General features: G+C 62.5%; 20 protein-coding genes and 1 pseudogene. 13 read left to right on the top strand and 8 right to left on the bottom strand.

Features of this window, described 5'->3' with window-relative positions; all coding sequences use genetic code 11:
* Positions 1-93 precede the first annotated feature (93 nt).
* The 3 genes from FPV16_RS23170 to FPV16_RS23160 form a co-directional block, all read right to left on the bottom strand.
* Entirely contained in the window at positions 94-1,122 is a 1,029-nt protein-coding gene (locus tag FPV16_RS23170) for a hypothetical protein (protein WP_227440890.1), read from the bottom strand.
* Positions 1,123-1,220: 98 nt separating this feature from the next.
* A complete protein-coding gene (locus FPV16_RS23165; RefSeq protein ID WP_227440889.1) occupies positions 1,221-1,574 on the bottom strand; it encodes a hypothetical protein in 354 nt (117 codons plus the stop codon).
* 168 nt (positions 1,575-1,742) lie between these two features.
* The gene (locus FPV16_RS23160) at positions 1,743-2,495 is read right to left on the bottom strand and encodes a helix-turn-helix transcriptional regulator (RefSeq protein ID WP_227440888.1); all 753 of its coding nucleotides are present in this window, start codon (positions 2,493-2,495) and stop codon (positions 1,743-1,745) included.
* On the opposite strand from FPV16_RS23160, the gene FPV16_RS23155 reads away from it, so the two are divergent.
* Positions 2,494-2,820: a Cro/CI family transcriptional regulator gene (locus FPV16_RS23155; RefSeq protein WP_319802273.1), complete on the top strand. Its 327-nt coding sequence runs from the start codon at positions 2,494-2,496 to the stop codon at positions 2,818-2,820. The genes FPV16_RS23160 and FPV16_RS23155 overlap by 2 nt on opposite strands.
* Before the next feature lie 8 nt (positions 2,821-2,828).
* Here FPV16_RS23155 and FPV16_RS23150 read toward each other — a convergent pair whose 3' ends face one another.
* Together FPV16_RS23150 and FPV16_RS23145 are read right to left on the bottom strand one after the other, a co-directional pair.
* A complete protein-coding gene (locus FPV16_RS23150) occupies positions 2,829-3,098 on the bottom strand; it encodes a hypothetical protein (RefSeq protein WP_227440886.1) in 270 nt (89 codons plus the stop codon).
* A 219-nt stretch (positions 3,099-3,317) separates the two neighbouring features.
* Complete coding sequence (locus FPV16_RS23145; RefSeq protein ID WP_227440885.1) at positions 3,318-3,545, bottom strand: hypothetical protein; 228 nt, start codon at positions 3,543-3,545, stop codon at positions 3,318-3,320.
* Between the two features lie 14 nt (positions 3,546-3,559).
* Here FPV16_RS23145 and FPV16_RS23140 point away from each other — a divergent pair, with 14 nt between their 5' ends.
* The 6 genes from FPV16_RS23140 (at position 3,560) to nusG (ending at position 8,408) form a co-directional block, all read left to right on the top strand.
* Positions 3,560-4,039, top strand: coding sequence for a hypothetical protein (locus FPV16_RS23140; RefSeq protein ID WP_227440884.1), 480 nt, complete (start codon positions 3,560-3,562; stop codon positions 4,037-4,039).
* The gene (locus FPV16_RS23135; RefSeq protein WP_227440883.1) at positions 4,032-4,319 is read left to right on the top strand and encodes a hypothetical protein; all 288 of its coding nucleotides are present in this window, start codon (positions 4,032-4,034) and stop codon (positions 4,317-4,319) included. Before FPV16_RS23140 ends, FPV16_RS23135 begins: the two co-directional genes overlap by 8 nt.
* A gap of 346 nt (positions 4,320-4,665) precedes the next feature.
* A complete protein-coding gene (locus tag FPV16_RS23130) occupies positions 4,666-5,274 on the top strand; it encodes a helix-turn-helix domain-containing protein (protein ID WP_227440882.1) in 609 nt (202 codons plus the stop codon).
* Positions 5,271-6,749, top strand: coding sequence for a DEAD/DEAH box helicase (locus tag FPV16_RS23125; protein ID WP_227440881.1), 1,479 nt, complete (start codon positions 5,271-5,273; stop codon positions 6,747-6,749). The genes FPV16_RS23130 and FPV16_RS23125 overlap by 4 nt, the downstream gene beginning before the upstream one ends.
* A complete protein-coding gene (locus tag FPV16_RS23120; protein ID WP_227440880.1) occupies positions 6,730-7,653 on the top strand; it encodes a toprim domain-containing protein in 924 nt (307 codons plus the stop codon). The genes FPV16_RS23125 and FPV16_RS23120 overlap by 20 nt, the downstream gene beginning before the upstream one ends.
* Positions 7,654-7,700: 47 nt before the next feature.
* Positions 7,701-8,408, top strand: a complete 708-nt coding sequence (gene nusG / locus FPV16_RS23115; protein ID WP_227440879.1) for a transcription termination/antitermination protein NusG — start codon at positions 7,701-7,703, stop codon at positions 8,406-8,408.
* A 151-nt stretch (positions 8,409-8,559) separates the two neighbouring features.
* Here nusG and FPV16_RS23110 read toward each other — a convergent pair whose 3' ends face one another.
* The 3 genes from FPV16_RS23110 to FPV16_RS23100 form a co-directional block, all read right to left on the bottom strand.
* Positions 8,560-9,174 (bottom strand): hypothetical protein, encoded by a 615-nt coding sequence (locus tag FPV16_RS23110; protein WP_227440878.1) that lies wholly within the window; start codon positions 9,172-9,174, stop codon positions 8,560-8,562.
* Positions 9,175-9,695: 521 nt separating this feature from the next.
* Entirely contained in the window at positions 9,696-10,055 is a 360-nt protein-coding gene (locus tag FPV16_RS23105; RefSeq protein WP_227440877.1) for a hypothetical protein, read from the bottom strand.
* Between the two features lie 294 nt (positions 10,056-10,349).
* Positions 10,350-10,796, bottom strand: coding sequence for a hypothetical protein (locus FPV16_RS23100; RefSeq protein ID WP_227440876.1), 447 nt, complete (start codon positions 10,794-10,796; stop codon positions 10,350-10,352).
* Positions 10,797-11,170: 374 nt separating this feature from the next.
* On the opposite strand from FPV16_RS23100, the gene FPV16_RS23095 reads away from it, so the two are divergent.
* From FPV16_RS23095 to FPV16_RS23075, 6 genes and pseudogenes are all read left to right on the top strand, one after another.
* Entirely contained in the window at positions 11,171-11,602 is a 432-nt protein-coding gene (locus tag FPV16_RS23095; RefSeq protein ID WP_227440875.1) for a phage terminase small subunit P27 family, read from the top strand.
* Positions 11,565-12,056, top strand: a complete 492-nt coding sequence (locus FPV16_RS26365; protein ID WP_319802272.1) for a terminase large subunit domain-containing protein — start codon at positions 11,565-11,567, stop codon at positions 12,054-12,056. The genes FPV16_RS23095 and FPV16_RS26365 overlap by 38 nt, the downstream gene beginning before the upstream one ends.
* 168 nt (positions 12,057-12,224) lie before the next feature.
* Positions 12,225-13,385: a terminase TerL endonuclease subunit gene (locus FPV16_RS26360; protein WP_319802271.1), complete on the top strand. Its 1,161-nt coding sequence runs from the start codon at positions 12,225-12,227 to the stop codon at positions 13,383-13,385.
* Positions 13,386-13,468: 83 nt separating this feature from the next.
* On the top strand, positions 13,469-14,608 hold the full coding sequence (locus tag FPV16_RS23085; RefSeq protein ID WP_227440874.1) for a phage portal protein: 1,140 nt from the start codon (positions 13,469-13,471) through the stop codon (positions 14,606-14,608).
* Positions 14,609-14,622: 14 nt separating this feature from the next.
* Positions 14,623-15,285, top strand: coding sequence for an HK97 family phage prohead protease (locus tag FPV16_RS23080; RefSeq protein WP_227440873.1), 663 nt, complete (start codon positions 14,623-14,625; stop codon positions 15,283-15,285).
* Positions 15,260-16,492: pseudogene (locus tag FPV16_RS23075) on the top strand (phage major capsid protein). Before FPV16_RS23080 ends, FPV16_RS23075 begins: the two are co-directional and overlap by 26 nt.
* Positions 16,493-16,536 lie beyond the last annotated feature (44 nt).

Raw genomic sequence — 16,536 nt, 5'->3', positions numbered from 1 at the left:
CGCATTCGTCCTTGGGCTACCGGCCGCCCGCGCCTGTCACCTTCCCGGATCTGGCCTTCCGGCTACCCATGGTCGCCACCATGCAGTAGCCTCTCAATCGGCTCGGTCCAAAATACCGGTCAGGTCAGCCCGTCTCCAGACTTCATCCGACTTGTCTGCCTCGGCACCGAGCCGGGCATCGTCCCAACGCTCTGACGGGCACGTCGCGTTCATCCAGGCGACGTGCTTCACCGCCCAATCGCAGGCATCAGCGAGGTCAGCCGGAGCGGTTTCAGGCGAATGCGAAGCCTGACCTAAAATGGATTGTCCACGTAGAGATGCCCCTCCTCCTGCAAGAAATGGGGACCGGGCAATGAGGCTGGTCACAGCCTGCTGATCGTCGTCGATCGGCACGTCTTGATGCTCAAAATACTCGACAGCGAAGCGCGCCAGCTCCTGGCAGCCGGACGCTGTCTGTGGGACGGTCTGGAGCAGGACGCCCCGGCAATGATCGACCAGGTTATGCAAGGCGTCCGTCACTGCTTCTTCCACCTCCGGCGGCGTGTTCGAGCCGTTTGGGACGTGGATCGCGAAGGCGGCATCGGAGATCGCCAGCAGCCGGCGCCCCTCTTCGATCAGCGCGAAGATGGGGTCTGACACTGGGCTGGGTTGTATCTGTCCTAAGCCACGTAGAGCTTCACCGATATTGCGCAGCGCGATCTGGCCGTCGTCCTCTTCGACATCGACTGATACCTTGCTGATTGCCTCGGCTAGATATTGTGTCAGCGCAAGAATGCCGGCGAACGTCGTCGGCCGCGCATCTATCAGAGCGTCGAAGGTGGAGCGCTCCCGAGCGGATGGTACACGTTCGGCTTCTGCGGCTGCGGCATAGGACGGATCGCTAAGCAGGATGTTGCTTTGGGCAACCATGAACGGCTCCCATGCCGCCCAGGCGGCGCGGTGTTCTGCGATAAGATCGAAGACAGGGTCCGCACCGCCGGACAATTCGGTTGATGCGTCGGTGCCGCGACCGGTCAGCAGCTTAGTCGCAGCTGCGTCCAGCGCTGCATGATCGGTCGTGCTGTGCTCCACATCCTGCCCTTCGGGCATGACTGTGCTATGGGCGATTTCACCCTGTTCCATGGCTGGTCCTGTGGGTTCGGGGTAGGCCTCTGTCAGTGTTCGAGCACTGGCGGGGGCCGCTTCATTCCGGGCGCGCGGGATTGCGAGCCCGAGTGATCTCAGGCTGCGCCGTCCTCGTGGGTGGGCGTATCGAGGTCGCCGTGCATGCAGAGCGTCAGGGCCGGCGAGGCACCGAATTGCGTATGCGCGGCCATGCTGACCATGCCGGCGTTCACGTCATAGGTATTCGACGTGTAGAGGCCGCTACGCACCATCAGAAACAGGATGGCGCTGATCTCGGACCCACACTCTTCCTCGGCCATGCCGAGCCAGCTCTGAAGATGACGGAACAGAGCCCAAGGATTGATAGGGCCGGCTACGTGAGCCGTGTGCCGGATAGCTTCGGCCAGTAGTACGGCCCGCCATTCAGGCTGGCCAATGCGATAAGCGTGAAAGGCGACCATGTTCGACATGATCAGGCCTCGCCGCTGGTCAGCGTATTGCCGATCGCCCACAGCAGGGCGAAGGCGCAGATTGGGATGAAGGGGTAGGCGTTCGCGAACATGGTTCGGCTCCACCGCTTGAGGCGATGGGCAGAAGCTAGATCTTCTTGCCTTCGTTGGCAAGCATGTCTTGCGAGATTATTTTTCGGTTGGCGGGAATGCTCTATGTATGGACGCGATATGTTTTAGCTGAATAGCGTGCTGGGCCTGTGGGTTCGTTTGCGATAATATAATGGCGGAAGACGAGTAGTCTTCTAGACGACCAAAATAAACGGGCAATAGATGAACTCCAGTAGGTCGCTGTCCTACTGGATATTTTTTATCATCATTTAAATTGACAATAACGTAATCCCCAATAGACGCAGGGTGCTTTGGGGTAACCCTAAAGTCGGATTTAGCAGGAAATAAAGGCTCCATTACGTTATTGTCTTGCCATACTCTATACATTGCGTTGTCGTCTGTATCCTGGCCAAATCTTGGGGCCAGCATTATCGGAGCTTCCCCTAGCAAGGCATTCCCCAATTCATGGAACGCATTTTTGTCGGACATTGTATAAAGCGGTATTCTATCCCGCTTAATGAAATATTCTTTATCGAATAGATTGGGTTCCGAGGCAATTGAAGATGCAATATTCTGGGCGACTGTATCCAAGTTATCAATTACGTGCTGCGCAGCATTTGACGCCTGCTTTACAGCCCCGTCTGCGGCTGCTGCTACGTCGATCCCAAGGGCCGCACAAACAGCTTTCAGGTTTGGAAAGGAGATCGGCTCGTCGTTCTCCCATAACCCCACGGCAGCGCGAGTCACGCCGACTTTGTCCGCAACCTGCTGCTGCGTAAGCCGCAAGGCCTTGCGCGCGCTTCTGAGCGCTTCTCCTCGTGATGTGTTCATGGTGGGGAAAATGCCACTGGAGGACACCGACTCGCTACGCAAGAATGGCTTGCTAACTTTACGCGGTCACGCTAGAACCTCTTGCATGATTGACGACGCGCTGCAATTGGCTTGCCGGAACGCAGGTGGGAGGAAAGCCCTCGCTGCCGCCATTGGGGTAACACGTCAGGCGATCGAGCAATGGCGAAGGGTCCCGGCAGAGCGCGTGCTTGATGTAGAGCGCGTATCGCGGGTTTCTCGTCACGATCTTCGACCGGACATCTTCGGCGTCACGCCACCGGTGTACGTGCCGGTCCAAGTGTTTGATCGGAGGGCCGGCATCTAATGGCGGCCTCACAAGCCCATGCGCATCAGAGATGCGCTCACTTGCCCGAGCAGAGCAGCCGACAGCGTTCCGTTGGCGGTTCGCCCACGGTCATCCAGCCGGTTCGCCAGTCGCTCCAGCGTCTCGACGGTGGGCGAGTCGGACAGGACCGCCAGCAGATCCACCAGCATTACGGCGAGGGCGTCCGCCAGGACGGCCTCCGTCGGCCGCTGGGTCCGACCGTCGTTCCCCTGCAGAGCGGAGGGTGGTGAAATGGTGCTCGGAAGGTGGATGCGCATAGCCGGTCTCTCAGATCGCCAAATGGCGGAAAAGGTCGGTGGAATATCGATTTTCGGTATTCGGAAGCTTCGGTACCGCGAGCGTGGTCCGTCGATCCGGGTTGCCGCCCGCATCGTAGAACTGAGCTCAGGCGAGGTTACGCTTGCCGATTTGCGCCCCCTCAAGGTCAGGGCCGGGGCGCCCTCCGTTGCCGCGGAGGGCATAGCCCCATGACATCCTCATCGTCTCATCACGACCATCCCGCGCTTCGGCGTCCCAAAGTTCCCCTTGCCATTGTGGCGGCTGTAATCCTGCCGCTTCGTATCGGAATTCATCCCTTTACTGACCGGCTGCCCGTTCGTGCCCGCCAAGACCTTGCGGACTGCCGTTCCCACTTCGCCGAGACCTTCGTTTCTGATCTGCATCTGTGTCTCTCCCGTCCCCGTGGTCGAGATGATCTTGACCACGGGAGAAAATCGGAATGTCCGAATTCTTGTCGGAACGACGCCAAATGACCGCCGGCTGCCTCGACCAACGGCGCGATGAGATGCGCGACCTGCTTCAGCAAATTGCTGGCCCGGCTGGGCTGGTGAAGGCGCGCATCCGCCGCGCCGCGAAGATGCTCGGCTGGTCGTTCAGCCGGACGAAGGATCTCTGGTACTGCGATCCTCGCACGCGGGTAGATCGCCCTGAAATACTGCAGGCGCGCGCCACCGCCGCGTCAGCCACAATCGTTCCCCTGGAGGTAGATCTTGAGCGGCTCCGATCCCTTGAAGACGAGGTCGCCGAACTCCGGCACCTCCTGGCGTCAACGCTTCGCCGAATGGAGGGCCAGGCGTCTGATCCGGCGCAGCATCTCAGTGTTGGATCGGGCGAAGGCTCAAGCCAACGCGCTCCGGTCCAAGGCGTTCGCAATCGCGCCCTGGCTCCGGCCCTAGTTGCGGGGCCTCATCATGGGTGAGGCCTACGAATACGAGATCCCGCCACAGCCGACGCTGGATCGGCTCATTCGATGGCACGAACGACGGGCGAATGCCGACGCTCGCCTTGCCTTGGGCTTGGAGGCGGAAGGCTTAGATGTCGCCGCCGATACCAACCGCCAGCGAGCAACCGCCCATCGCCAGACTGCTCAATGTCTGAAGGCCTTTCGAGAGCGTCATGGCGAACCGCCGGGCGCCGAATTCCGCGGGCACCTACAAGCCGCCGACCGGCCTAAGGCCAGGGTCCGCGCGCCGCCCTGACCGGCCTAGCGGCGTACAGCGTCACACGACACCTCATTCAGCAACTCTTCACCGGCTGCGCAAGCAGTTTCCGGAACGGTGGCTCCATGTCTGATCTGAAGTCCAGGCTACCTGCCGACAGGTGCCTCTACAACGCCGCAGACGACAGTCTGCGGGCCCTTCGAGACGACTTGATACGTCGCGCTCGCGCGTCCGGCGACTACAGCTTGGTCGTCGATTTCGGCGAACGACTGCTCCGCTACGGATGCCGCTCCATCGCAGGGGCTGCCGGCAACATAGTGGCTGCTGAGCATGCCTACCGAGCAGCCGATGACGCGGTCGCTGCCCCTCTCGCCGGGGAGGCCAGATGAGCGTCGTCGCAACAAAGTGGGCCAAGCGGCAGAAGGTGCGCACCACCTGCCGGGTCGTGCTGACAGCCCTCGCTGACTATGCCGATAAAGCCGGCCGATGCTGGCCGTCACAGGCCACGCTGGCATCCGATACTGGGCTGGCGATCCGTACGGTACGTCTCGTTCTGGCAGAACTGACAGCCGCGGGAGTGATCTCTCGGACGCATCGTGGGAACGGTTCAGGGGGGCGCGCATCAGATGTGGTGGTGCTCAACCTGGGCCAAGAGTTCGATCTACTGATAGTAGAGGCGGCGCCGCTCGACCAGCCGGATTTTCCGGCAGATGATGCCGGTAAGGTCGAAGGGGGTTACCGGCATATTAAGGTAGGGTTAGCGGCATATGAAGGTAGGGTTAGCGGCACCACGTGCCGGGGAAAGAACCTATCAGGAACTACCAAGAACCTAATACCTAGCCGTGATCGAACCTTTCAGGATTTAGCTCAGGGGGAGAAGCACCCCGGACTGCCTGATCCGTACGGTGATGACGCATTCGGCCCGGACCCCGGACTCGGCTTGGTCCGCAACGGCTACCACCATCACGATCACGACGAGGAGTTCGCCCGATGAGCCGGGAACTCCGCCCCCATCAGCAGGCCATCGTTGAGCGGCTGCGCCAATCCTTGTCCACGGGCCACCGCCGCCCGATGGTCCAAGCCCCAACGGGCGCGGGCAAAACCGTCGTGGCGGGTGCCATCGTCAAGGGTGCGTTGGCGAAGGGCAAACGGGTGCTGTTCGTCGTCCCGGCCCTGTCGCTCATCGACCAGACAGTTCGCTCGTTCTTTGCCGAAGGCATTACCGACGTCGGCGTGATCCAGGGCGACCACCCGATGACGGACGCCACCAAGACGATCCAGGTGGCGTCGATCCAGACCCTTCAGCGCCGGGCGATCCCGCGTTTCGACATCGTCGTGATCGACGAGGCCCACCGCTGGTTCGAGATGCTCGGATTGTGGATGAAGGCGCCCGATTGGGCCTCGGTGCCGTTCGTCGGTCTCTCCGCGACTCCTTGGACCAAGGGCCTGGGGAAATACTACGACGACCTCGTCCAGGTGACGACGACACAGGAATTGATCGAGGCGGGATACCTGTCGCAGTTCCGGGTGTACGCGCCGAGCCATCCCGATCTGAAGGGCGTCCGAACGGTGGCGGGTGACTTCCACGAGGGTGACCTCGGGAAAGCGATGAACCAGCCCAAGCTGGTCGCCGACATCGTCCAGACGTGGCAGCGGCACGGGGGCGACCGCCCAACGTTCGTGTTCGCGGTGGATCGGGCGCACGCCAAGGCTTTGCAGAACAAGTTCACCGAAGCGGACGTCTCGACGGGATACATCGACGCCTACACGAAGCCCGCCGATCGGGAGGCCATCTTCCGGCAGTTCACCGCCGGCACCGTGCGGGTCATCACCAGCGTCGGATGCCTGACCACCGGCGTCGACCTCGACGTTCGCTGCATCGTCCTGGCCCGGCCAACCAAATCCGAGATGCTGTTCGTCCAGATCATCGGGCGCGGCCTGCGGACGGCGGATGGCAAGGACGATTGCCTGATCCTCGACCACTCCGATACGCACCTGCGCCTCGGGTTCGTGACCGACATCCACCATGACACGCTCGACGATGGGCGCGAGCGCCAGAAGCGCGATGCGAAGGCACGCGAGGAGGCCCTGCCGAAGGAATGCACGTCGTGCAAATTCCTGAAACCGGCCAAGGTCGCGAAGTGCCCGGCCTGCGGGTTCAAGGCGGAAAAGCAGAGCAAGATCGAGTGCGATGACGGCCAGCTCACCGAGCTGACGCCGGCCCGATCCAGGGCCAGCATGACGGAAAAGGAGTCGTTGTTCGGCCAGCTCAAGTTTTACGCGAAGCGCCGGGAGTTCTCGGAGGGATGGGCGGCACACAAGTTCCGCGAGCTGACGGGGGTATGGCCCGACCGCTACCACAACGCCCCGCTGGTTGAGCCCCAGCCGTTCCTGCTGAACTGGATCAGGTCGAGGCAGATCGCATACGCGAAGGCGAAGGGAGGCAGCAATGCGCAAGCCTCTCGCTGAGCGAGCTCGGGGCCGGTGGCGCAACCTCCTGCCCCTGCTCGGGATCGACAGCCGGTTCCTAACGGGCAAGCAGGGGCCTTGCCCGATGTGCGACGGGAAGACCCGCTTCCGGTTCGACGATCTCGAAGGGCGCGGCACCTGGATCTGCAACGCCTGCAATGCCGGCGACGGCGCCGAGTTGGCGATGCGCGTCCTCGGGCTCGACTTCAAGGCGCTGGCCGAGCGCGTCGATCCACTCCTCGGCGAGGCGGCTCAACGCTCGGTGAAGCCCGTCCGGTCGCAGGATGACTGCCGGCGGAGCATGAACGACCTCTGGCGGAATTCGCACCCGGTCACATGCGACGATCCTGTGGGACGGTACCTGTTCCGCCGGGTCGGCCTAACGAACGTTCCAGCGTGCCTGCGGTGCGCGGACAGGCTCCGCTACCAAGACGACGTCGTGTCCTACCATCCCGCCATGATCGCCATGGTGATGGGGCACGACGGCATCCCTGCGACCCTGCATCGGACCTACCTCACCCCTGACGGAAGGAAGGCCGACGTCGAGGTCCAACGGCGGCTGATGCCCGGAACGATACCTGACGGCGCCGCGATCCACTTGTTCGATCCCGCACCGGTCCTGGGCATCGCCGAGGGCATCGAAACGGCCTTTGCCGCGGCCTCGCTGTTCGGTGTGCCGTGCTGGGCCGCGGTGAGCAGCACCATGCTCGCCAAGTGGATACCGCCCGAGGAGGCCCGCGAGATCATCGTCTTCGGGGACAGCGACAAGAAATTCGCCGGACAGGCCTCTGCCTACAGCTTGGCGCACCGCCTCGCGATGAAGGGCTGGCCCGTCCGCGTCGAGATCCCGGCCATCGCCGGGGCGGACTGGAACGACGTCCTGATCACCGAGGCAACACGATAATTTTTCGCCGACGAAATTGAGTGCACCAGATCGTTCAAGGAGATCGCATGGCCCGACGGGACAAGAAGCAGCGTCTTAGAGACCGAAACAGGCGCAGGCAGGAGCGCAGGCTCGCCAGCGCGATGAGCCCGACTGCTGCGGCACCGGCTAAGATTTCAGCCGATCCCCAAGTAGGGGCAGCACCCTTCGCAATCGATGCGAGCCTGTCCTGGCACGTTGTCCGGATCGCCCCCCGCATGAAGGATTTGGCGCTCAAGGCCATCTCCGGATCACAGGCAGTCACCTTTCAGCCGTGCACGATGGAGGTCGTCATTCGGCGTGGCCGGCGGATCGACACTCTGCGGCCGACCTTGGCGCGAACGGTGTTCATCGGGGTTGAGGACGAAGGTCACCTTGAGGTCGTGCGGCGCGAGTTCGAGGCCCGCCCTTCGGCGCCACCTGTCGCCGAGGTCGTCTGCTACATGACCGAGGACACGACGATGAAGGGCAACATCGACGGCCAGGTGCTCAAGCCCGCTCGGCTCGACCCGATCGCCTTGCAGCACTTCGCGAACAACGTGTTCAAGAATGAGCAACCCGCACCAGTCGTCATCGCCGTAGGTCAGCGGGTCATCGTGACAGATGGGCCGTTCTTAAGTCTGCCGGCCGAGATTGAGGAGGTGATGCCCACTGGAAGGGTAAAGGTCTCGGTTTCCATGTTTGGCGCACCGGTTCCTGTGGAGCTGGAGCTTGCGCAAGTCCAGCTGGTGGCATAGTTTCAAGATCTGACAGCCGCCGCTTACCTCCGCCCTGCTACGGGCGTCGCCAGTTGAGCCGCGACGGAGACGGGTCAGACCGCTTCTCCACTTTGTAGGCTGGTAAAGCGGGGGTCACCCCATTGGGGCGACCCCTCAAAGAAGGCTCTAATTAGCGCCCCGACCGGGCAATCTTTCCTGATCGCGGCAACTGCGGAAGGGGCTCTGGCGGAGGCGCGTTTCGCCCATCGCTGGTCGGTCCGCAAAGACCGCCGAGGGCAAGAGATCCGGTTCCGGCGGCCTTCAGCGCAGCGTCAGCCTGCTCACAGGAGACCCAGTCCGGCCGCTTGCCCAGCATGTAGTCGACCCGGTCCCAGAAAAGGCGATAGAGCGGCACACTCGCCATCTGCCCTTCGTACGGGGTCGTAGAGTAGCCTCCGGTGGCAACGCCTGCTTCGGATACAGTGATTGCAGCCTTAACGGCCTTCCCGTCCGGCTCCGTCTGGAACTCCCACTTCTCGCGCCCATTGCTTGCGGCAAGAACTGCGTAGATTACGTAGCGGCGAAGGCCGGTAAAGCCGGTCAGCGTATCTCGGAACTCAAAGTCCGTGGGATCGGACACTTGGAGTACGGTTCGAGCGGCCTCAACCACGCGCTCCCGCGACTCGCCTGTGTAGGTCCTCACACCTTCCGCAAGGAAATCGCTACGGTCCCGTACCTGGTGTGATACGCAGCCGCCCACACTTGCCGCGACGAGCGCAGCGGCCACAAGAATTCGCCCGTTCATGACGTTCCCCAATGCCGCGTGCATAGGCGGCAAGCGGTTGTGACGATACCGTGAATGCTACGCAAGACTTGGACGCCGCCCTGCAATGAGTAGCTGTGAACTGTTGCAGCGGCGCATCTAAGTGGTTGTCGCGGGGAACAAGGCTCATGGTTGGAAGCCGCCAGCGCAACCGCAGTCACGACAAGGCCAGAAGCAATCAACCCTGGCGCTTTTGGTATCGCAGCGAGCGTTGGCGAAGGAAGGCCTTGGCGCAACTTGCGGCGCACCCGCTGTGCAATCGATGCTCGACCGACCATCGGCCTGTTGCTGCCACCGTGGCGAACCACGTCATCCCGCATAAGGGCAACGAGACCATGTTCTGGGAAGGCGAGCTAGAGAGCGTGTGCGCCCCATGCCATGACGGCGCGATCCGATCCGAGGAGGCCAGAGGCCACCGCATCGGCGTGACGCTGGATGGGAGACCGAAAGACCCGGCGCACCCCTGGAACCGCGCCTGATCGCCAATGCGATCTGACGTACCTTCAGTGAGCTTGAGACGCTGTCACATGCGAGCCAGCACCTGTCCCCGCGCGTCGCCTCCTGATCACAGGTCCATACCAATGCTCAAGCAGGCGTATGGCAGGCATCAGCACAACGATGCCTGATGCAACACCGACAGCCACGACGAGCAGCAGCAGAAACAGGATGCAGAGGATGGTCGCGATGTAAGCGATGATGCCGGTGCCCTGGAAGTTTGCGGGCATCATCAACGCCAGGGCAAACAGGACCCACAGCGATCCGACGACGCCGCCCCACACGATCAGAATAGCTACGCCAGCTGAGGCGCACAGCGAGACGATCGATACAAGTGTCGCAATGACCGCTTTAGCTGCGAACGACATAGACACGCCCTGCCCCTGCCCCGATGGGAGCAGTCACCCGGTGATCACAGCCTCTGACGTGATCCAGATCATTCACGCGAGAGGTCTCGTCCGAGGCCATACCACATCCACCATCCACCCCGTGGCTATGAGCTGATATGCACCTGGGACCTGGGAGGGGGGGCTTGAAAGTCTGGGACTTCTTCGTTCCCGACCAGCCGTTCCCCTACCTTCGCACTGAACAGATTTTTCCGAATGGGGGTTTCACCCTCTCCGGCTCTAGATCGACAAGTCGTTCAGGAGCCATTCTTATTTTCATAATGCATGAGGATGGATCTTCACGTGCAATGAGCCGTGCTTATACCTCTCGACAGATATCGTCCCTCCGGTCGTCGGAAATCTAGCTTGTAGGTTTGGCAAGCAAATCTGCGGTATAGAGGCTGCAGTGCCTTCGGCGTGCTTTAAAGGTTCCAAGAAGCCCACAACTTTTTCAATCGGAAAGGGTTCAAATTGGGGTTCAAACTCGCTTGAATTGAGTAGGTTTCGGCAAATCGGCAGCGTGTCTGGGATGTCAGGAATTACAGCGATCCCTATGCCATCGTCTACGTAGGTCGCAGGTTCTTTTCCCGCGATGTATGTCGATCTATAAATGAAAATGCTTTCGGTTTCGAAAAATACTAAGATCCCAGTGCATAAGAACGCCAGTATTCCGTCGGACTGCTCAATGATGTTGGCACCATAGATCGTAAATTTCGACTGCATCGTGCGTAGCTCCTTAAACCAGTCTGTACCACGATCACTGCGAGGCTCCCATGTTCGGCACCTTCAATCGGCGACGTGAGGACGAACAGAAACGCCGTCGCGAGGCAGAGGATCGCGCTCGTCGCGTGTCTTACGACAACGACACGAGCGGTGCTGGCGGCGGGTACCCCTGGCCGCTCGGCGTCTCGGGTGCTGGCGGCTACAGCCCGCACTCTGCGGACACGTCGTCCTGCGGGTCGGACAGTGGCTTGTCCTCGTCAAGCGACGGCGGTTCGTGCGGTGGCGGCGGGGACTAAAGCCCTGCCCGCCGGCCGCTAAATCAGCTCTTAGAGCTAACTTGCTAGCCCTCAGGGCTATTTCCAGCGGCACACACGATGACCCTGAAAGCGATCCCCGGCGGCGAAGGCACGCCGCCCGCCCCCGACTGGTCGCAGACCTTCGTGGACGAGATGGACCTAGCGTTCGCACGCGACGAATGGGCGGCAGTGATCAGTGAGATGTCCGGCCGGGGCATCCTGTCGGTCGCCAACGGCCACGCGATCAAGCGGCTTGTGGAATTCCGCGTCGTGTACGAGCGCGCGGCACGCCAGCTCGCAGAGCAAGGTCCGATCATCAAGGCGGCGACGACAGGCGTCCCGCAGATCAATCCTTATTGGACCGTGATGAAGCAGGCCGACGAGGCCGTGCGGACTGCCGAGGCCGAGCTGGGCCTCTCTCCGGTTCGGCGCTCGAAGGCCACGAAGGTCGAGAAGAAAACGAGGGTGGCTCGTGCGGCGGACGCCTTCCTCAAGCCGCTTGCCGGCTGATCCAACCACCACATGGGCCAGCGATGTCGTCGCCGGCCGTATTCTCGCCGGTGAGCTCGTTCGACATGCGGCTGAGCGGCATCTAAAGGATCTGCGCGACGGAGCGGCTCGCGGCCTCTATTGGGCTCCGGATCGCGCGGGTCGCGCCTTAGCGTTCCCGCCGGCGGTCCTGACCATCACAGCCGGAGCGAAAGCCGGCGACCCATTCCACCCGCTGCCCTGGCATACGTTCGTGGTCGGCTCACTGTTCGGGTGGCGGATGGCGAGCGGCCGGATGCGGTTTCGCAACGGCTGGCTGGAGACCGGCAAGGGGCAGGCGAAGTCACCGCTGATGGCGGCGATCGGCCTCTACCTCATGGGATGGTACGGGGTGCCGCGCTCCTCGGTTTATGCCATCGGCCAGGACAAGGCGACGGCGAACGTGTTGTTCTCCGATGCCGTCGCGATGAGCTGAGCTCCCATCCCTGGCGCCGAGGACGAAACCGACACGCTGGAGCAGAGGGGCGAGGTCGTCATCCGCGGCGAAGGCGACAACGCCTGGAAGATCGAGCACATCGAAACCGGGTCGAAATTCCAGACGCTCGCGAATGGTGAGGCGGTATCAGGCCCCCGTCCTACCGCAGTGCTGGCCGACGAGATCCACGAGTTCAAGGCCAGCACGGCAATCGAGACCTGGAAGCGTGCCATCGCCAAGATGCCCGGCGACGCCCTGATGCTTCTCGGGACCAACACGCCAGCTACCTCTCAGAGGGTCGGCACCGAGTACAGCGAGTTTTACCAAAAGGTCGCCAAGGGCGAGATCAGGGACGACGAGGCGTTTGCTTTCGTGGCCCGCGTCGACAAGGCGGATCGAGAAACGGTCTTCGACAACGAGGCATGCTGGGGCAAGGCCCTGCCGGCGCTCGGCATCACGTTTCCAATCGAGAATATCCGCGGCGAGGTGAACACGGCGAAACAGATGCTCTCGACGATGCTGTCGGTGAAGCGCCTGTATTTCGGCATCCCGGTCGGCGCGACGGAATTCTGGATTGCCGAGGAGGCTTGGGCCTCCGTCCAGGGCGAGGTCAACGTCGATGAGATGAAGGGCCGGCCTTGCTGGCTCTCCCTCGACCTGTCGAAGAAGAACGATCTCACCGCCCTGTCGGCGGTGTGGATCGGCGAGGACGGGCATCTCTACGTCAAGACTTGGTACTGGACGGTGAAGGACGGGATCGTCGACCGGTCTCGCCGCGACCAGGCGCCCTATGACGAATGGGCCGAGGCCGAGCAGATCACCGCCGTTCCCGGCTCCGTGATCGATAAGAGCTTTGTCGCCGCCGAAGTCGCAAGGCTTGTCGCCGAACACGAGGTGGAGTTCCTAGCCTTCGACCCGGCCGGCATGGCGGACTTCATCGCTGCCTGCGAGGACATTGGTCTCGCGGTTTGGCGGTGGAAGGGGGCCGACGAGCCCGAAGGCGATGGGCTCAAGCTCGTCGCCCACGGCCAGGGCAATAAGGTCGTCTACGAGGACCGGCAGCTTGTCATGCCTCGGTCCATCGAGCGCCTGGAGGATCGCATCCTCACCAAGCGCATCACGATCGAGGACTCGCCCGTCACCTACGCCTGCGCTGCTAATGCGCAGATGTCGCCGGACGGCCAGGGCAATCGAGCTTTTGACAAGAAGCGGTCGCGAGGCCGGATCGACGGCATCGTGACGATCGCGATGGCCGTGGGTGCTGCCGATAACGAAATGCAGGCTTCCACGCCGTCGTATCTCGAAACGTCCTCTCTCCTCGTTCTGTAGGCGGTCACAGCATGGGATTTTGGACAAACCTCCTCTCACGATGGGGCCCAAGAGCATCTGACGGGGACAACTTCATCCGGAATTTGCCGGAGGCGTATCGCAACCTCTTCACGCGGAGTGGCGTCAGTCTGACGCCCGACACAGCCCTGCAGCTCGCCGCCGTGTTGTGTGCTGTTCGCGTCATCGCCGAGGGCGTGGCCCAGGTGCCGCTCAAGGTCATTCGTGAAGAGGAGCGGGACGGGAAAACCTATCGCAAGCCTGCGACTGACGACCCGGTCTATATGATCCTCCACCGCCGGCCGAACTCGTGGCAGACCTCGTTCGAGTGGCGCGAACAGATGACCATGCACGCCGTGCTCTGCGGCAACGCATATTCCGTCATCGGTCGCGTCAACGGCAAGATCGACGAGCTGATCCCGGTCCATCCTGACCAGATGGAGGTCAAATTCGAGAGGGGTACCCTCTCCTATCGGGCCACGATTGACGGTCGTCAGACCGACCTGGACGCCAAGGACGTGTTCCACCTGCGCGGGCCGACCATGGATGGCGTCCGCGGGCTGCCGATTGTGTCCCTCGCTCGATCGGTTCTCGGCCTCTCCCTCGACCTCGAAGAGTCGCAGGCGAACCTTCAGCGTACCGGCGGTCGTCCCAGCGGCATCCTTGCGAACAAGGGCACGGCGCTCTCGCCCGAAAAGAAGGCCGAGCTCCGCGAGGAGTGGCAGAAGAAGTTCGGCCCCGGCGGCGAGGGCGGCATCGCGGTCCTCGACGGTGGTTGGGAATTCGCCGCGATGATGATGACTGCGGTCGACGCGCAGCACATCGAGAACCGCCGGTTTCAGATCGAAGAGATCGGCCGGACCTTCCGCGTCCTACCGCTCATGCTCATGCACGCGGATAAGACCGCCACTTTCGCCTCCACCGAGCAGTTCTTCATCGCTCACGTCGTTCACACGCTCGACCCGTGGATACAGCGCTGGGAGCACTCGCTCGACCGCGACCTGCTCGACGACCCGTCGACCTATGCGCACTTCCTGTTGCAGGGGCTGATGCGCGGCGCGGCGGCAGACCGGGCTGAATACTACACCAAGGCCCTCGGCTCCGGTGGCGCGCCGGCCTGGCACACGCAGAACGAAATCCGCGCGATGGAAGACCGCGACCCGATCGAAGGTGGCGACGAACTCTTCCGTGGCTCCCAGAACGCCACCGCTAAGCCGGCCGCCTGACGAGGCTTCACCCCATGGAATACAAGTTCACCGCCCTCGACGACGTCGAGGTTGCCGCCGACACGCGCACGATCAAGGGCTACGCGTCCGTGTTCGGCGATGTCGACAGCTACGGCGACACGATCGTCAAGGGCGCCTACTCCGCGACGATCAAAGCCAACAAGACCGGCCTGCCGATGCTGTGGCAGCACAACACGGACAACCTGATCGGCCGCTGGACCTCCCTCAAGGAGGACGACAAGGGTCTGATCGTGGAAGGGCGCCTAACGCCCGGCCACAGCATGGCCGAGGACGTCTATGCGTCGCTGAAGAACGGCGATGTGGACGGCATGTCCATTGGTTTCAGCATCCCGGCCGGCGGCGCCTCTGAGCGCGGCGATGGCGTTCGGGTGCTCAAGAAGATCGATCTTCGAGAGGTCAGCGTCGTGGTGATGCCGGCCGATCGCAACGCTCTGATCAGCGCCGTCAAGGCAGCCGACATGCAGCGTCGAGAATTTCGGGCTCTGCTTCAGAAGGCCATGCGGGACGCTGGCTGCGAACTGAGCCGGAAGGATGCCGAGGCCCTCCTCGATGGTGGGTTCGGCGCACTGACTGCCACGCGGGACGCTGGCGGACAGCATGAACCGGAGGCGGTGAAATCCGCGCTCCTCGATGCAATCCGTACCGCGAGAGGGTGAGACAATGTCCGCCGAGCCGAACCAGGAAGATTTCATCAAGGCCGTCCAGAACGAGATCAAGACCACCTACGACGGTCTGGACAAGAAGACCTCCGACCTTGCCGAGGTCATCGACAAGCTGCGTGGCGAGAAGGCCGACACCGCCGTCCTCGAAGGCCACCTGCGCGACCTACAGGGCGAGATCAAGAAGGCCACCGATCGTGCCGACGAGATCGAGCGCAAGGCCAACCGCGTCGGCCTCCTCGGCGGCGGTCCCCGTGAGACCAAGAGCATCGGCGATCGCTTCGGCGAGAATGCCGAGTTCAAGTCGGTGGGCGCCCGCGGTGGCAAGGGCACGGTGTCCCTAGAGCTCAAGGCCATCACCACCCCGACTGCCCCGGCCGCCCGCAACCCGCTGGTGACCGCTGAGCAGGCCGAGATGGTCACCCGCCAGAACCGTCCGCTGATGGTCCGCGACCTCATCCCGGTCGGCCGCACGCAGTCGCAGCTCATCGAGTACGGCGTTCAGGGTCCGCTCGTGAACAACGCTGCCGTGGTCGCCGAGGGCGTGCTCAAGCCCGAGAGCAACATGACCTAGACGGCGGCGCAGGCCCCCGTCGTAACGATCGCGCACTGGATCCCGGTGTCGAAGCAGGTCTACGACGACGTGCCGATGTTGGCGTCGCTGATCGACACCGATCTGCGCATCGGCCTGGAGCAGACCGAGGAGAACCAGATACTCCTCGGCGCCGGCACCACCGGCAACATGAACGGCCTCTACACCCAGCGCACCGCCTATTCGGCGACCGGCATTCCCGCCGCCGCTAACAAGGTGGATCACATCCGCTGGGCCAAGCTGCAGGTGCGGAAGTCCTACTTCCCCGCCACCGCCGTTGTGCTCAACCCGCAGGATTGGGCCGAACTGGAGCTCCTGAAGGATAGCCAGGGCGCCTACCTCCACGCGGCAGTCACCACCGGCGCTGAACCACGCCTCTGGGGCCTGCGTGTCGTGGAGAGCGACGCCATGGCGGTCGGAACATTCATGGTCGGCGCATTCTCGCTGGCCGCGAAGATCTGGGACCGTGAGCAGGCGAACGTCCAGATCAGCTCCGAAGATCGGGACAACTTCGTCAAGAACATGCTCACCCTCCGTGGCGAGGAGCGCTTGGCGCTCACCGTCACCCGGCCCACCGCGTTCGTCGGCGGCACCTTCCCGGCCTCGGTCTGAGCCAAGAATGACGGGCGCTAATCTCGGCGCCCGTCACCTCGCGC

The sequence above is a fragment of the Methylobacterium sp. W2 genome (assembly GCF_020662345.1).
GTDB lineage: Bacteria > Pseudomonadota > Alphaproteobacteria > Rhizobiales > Beijerinckiaceae > Methylobacterium.
This window is presented reverse-complemented; position numbering and strand designations above follow the sequence as displayed.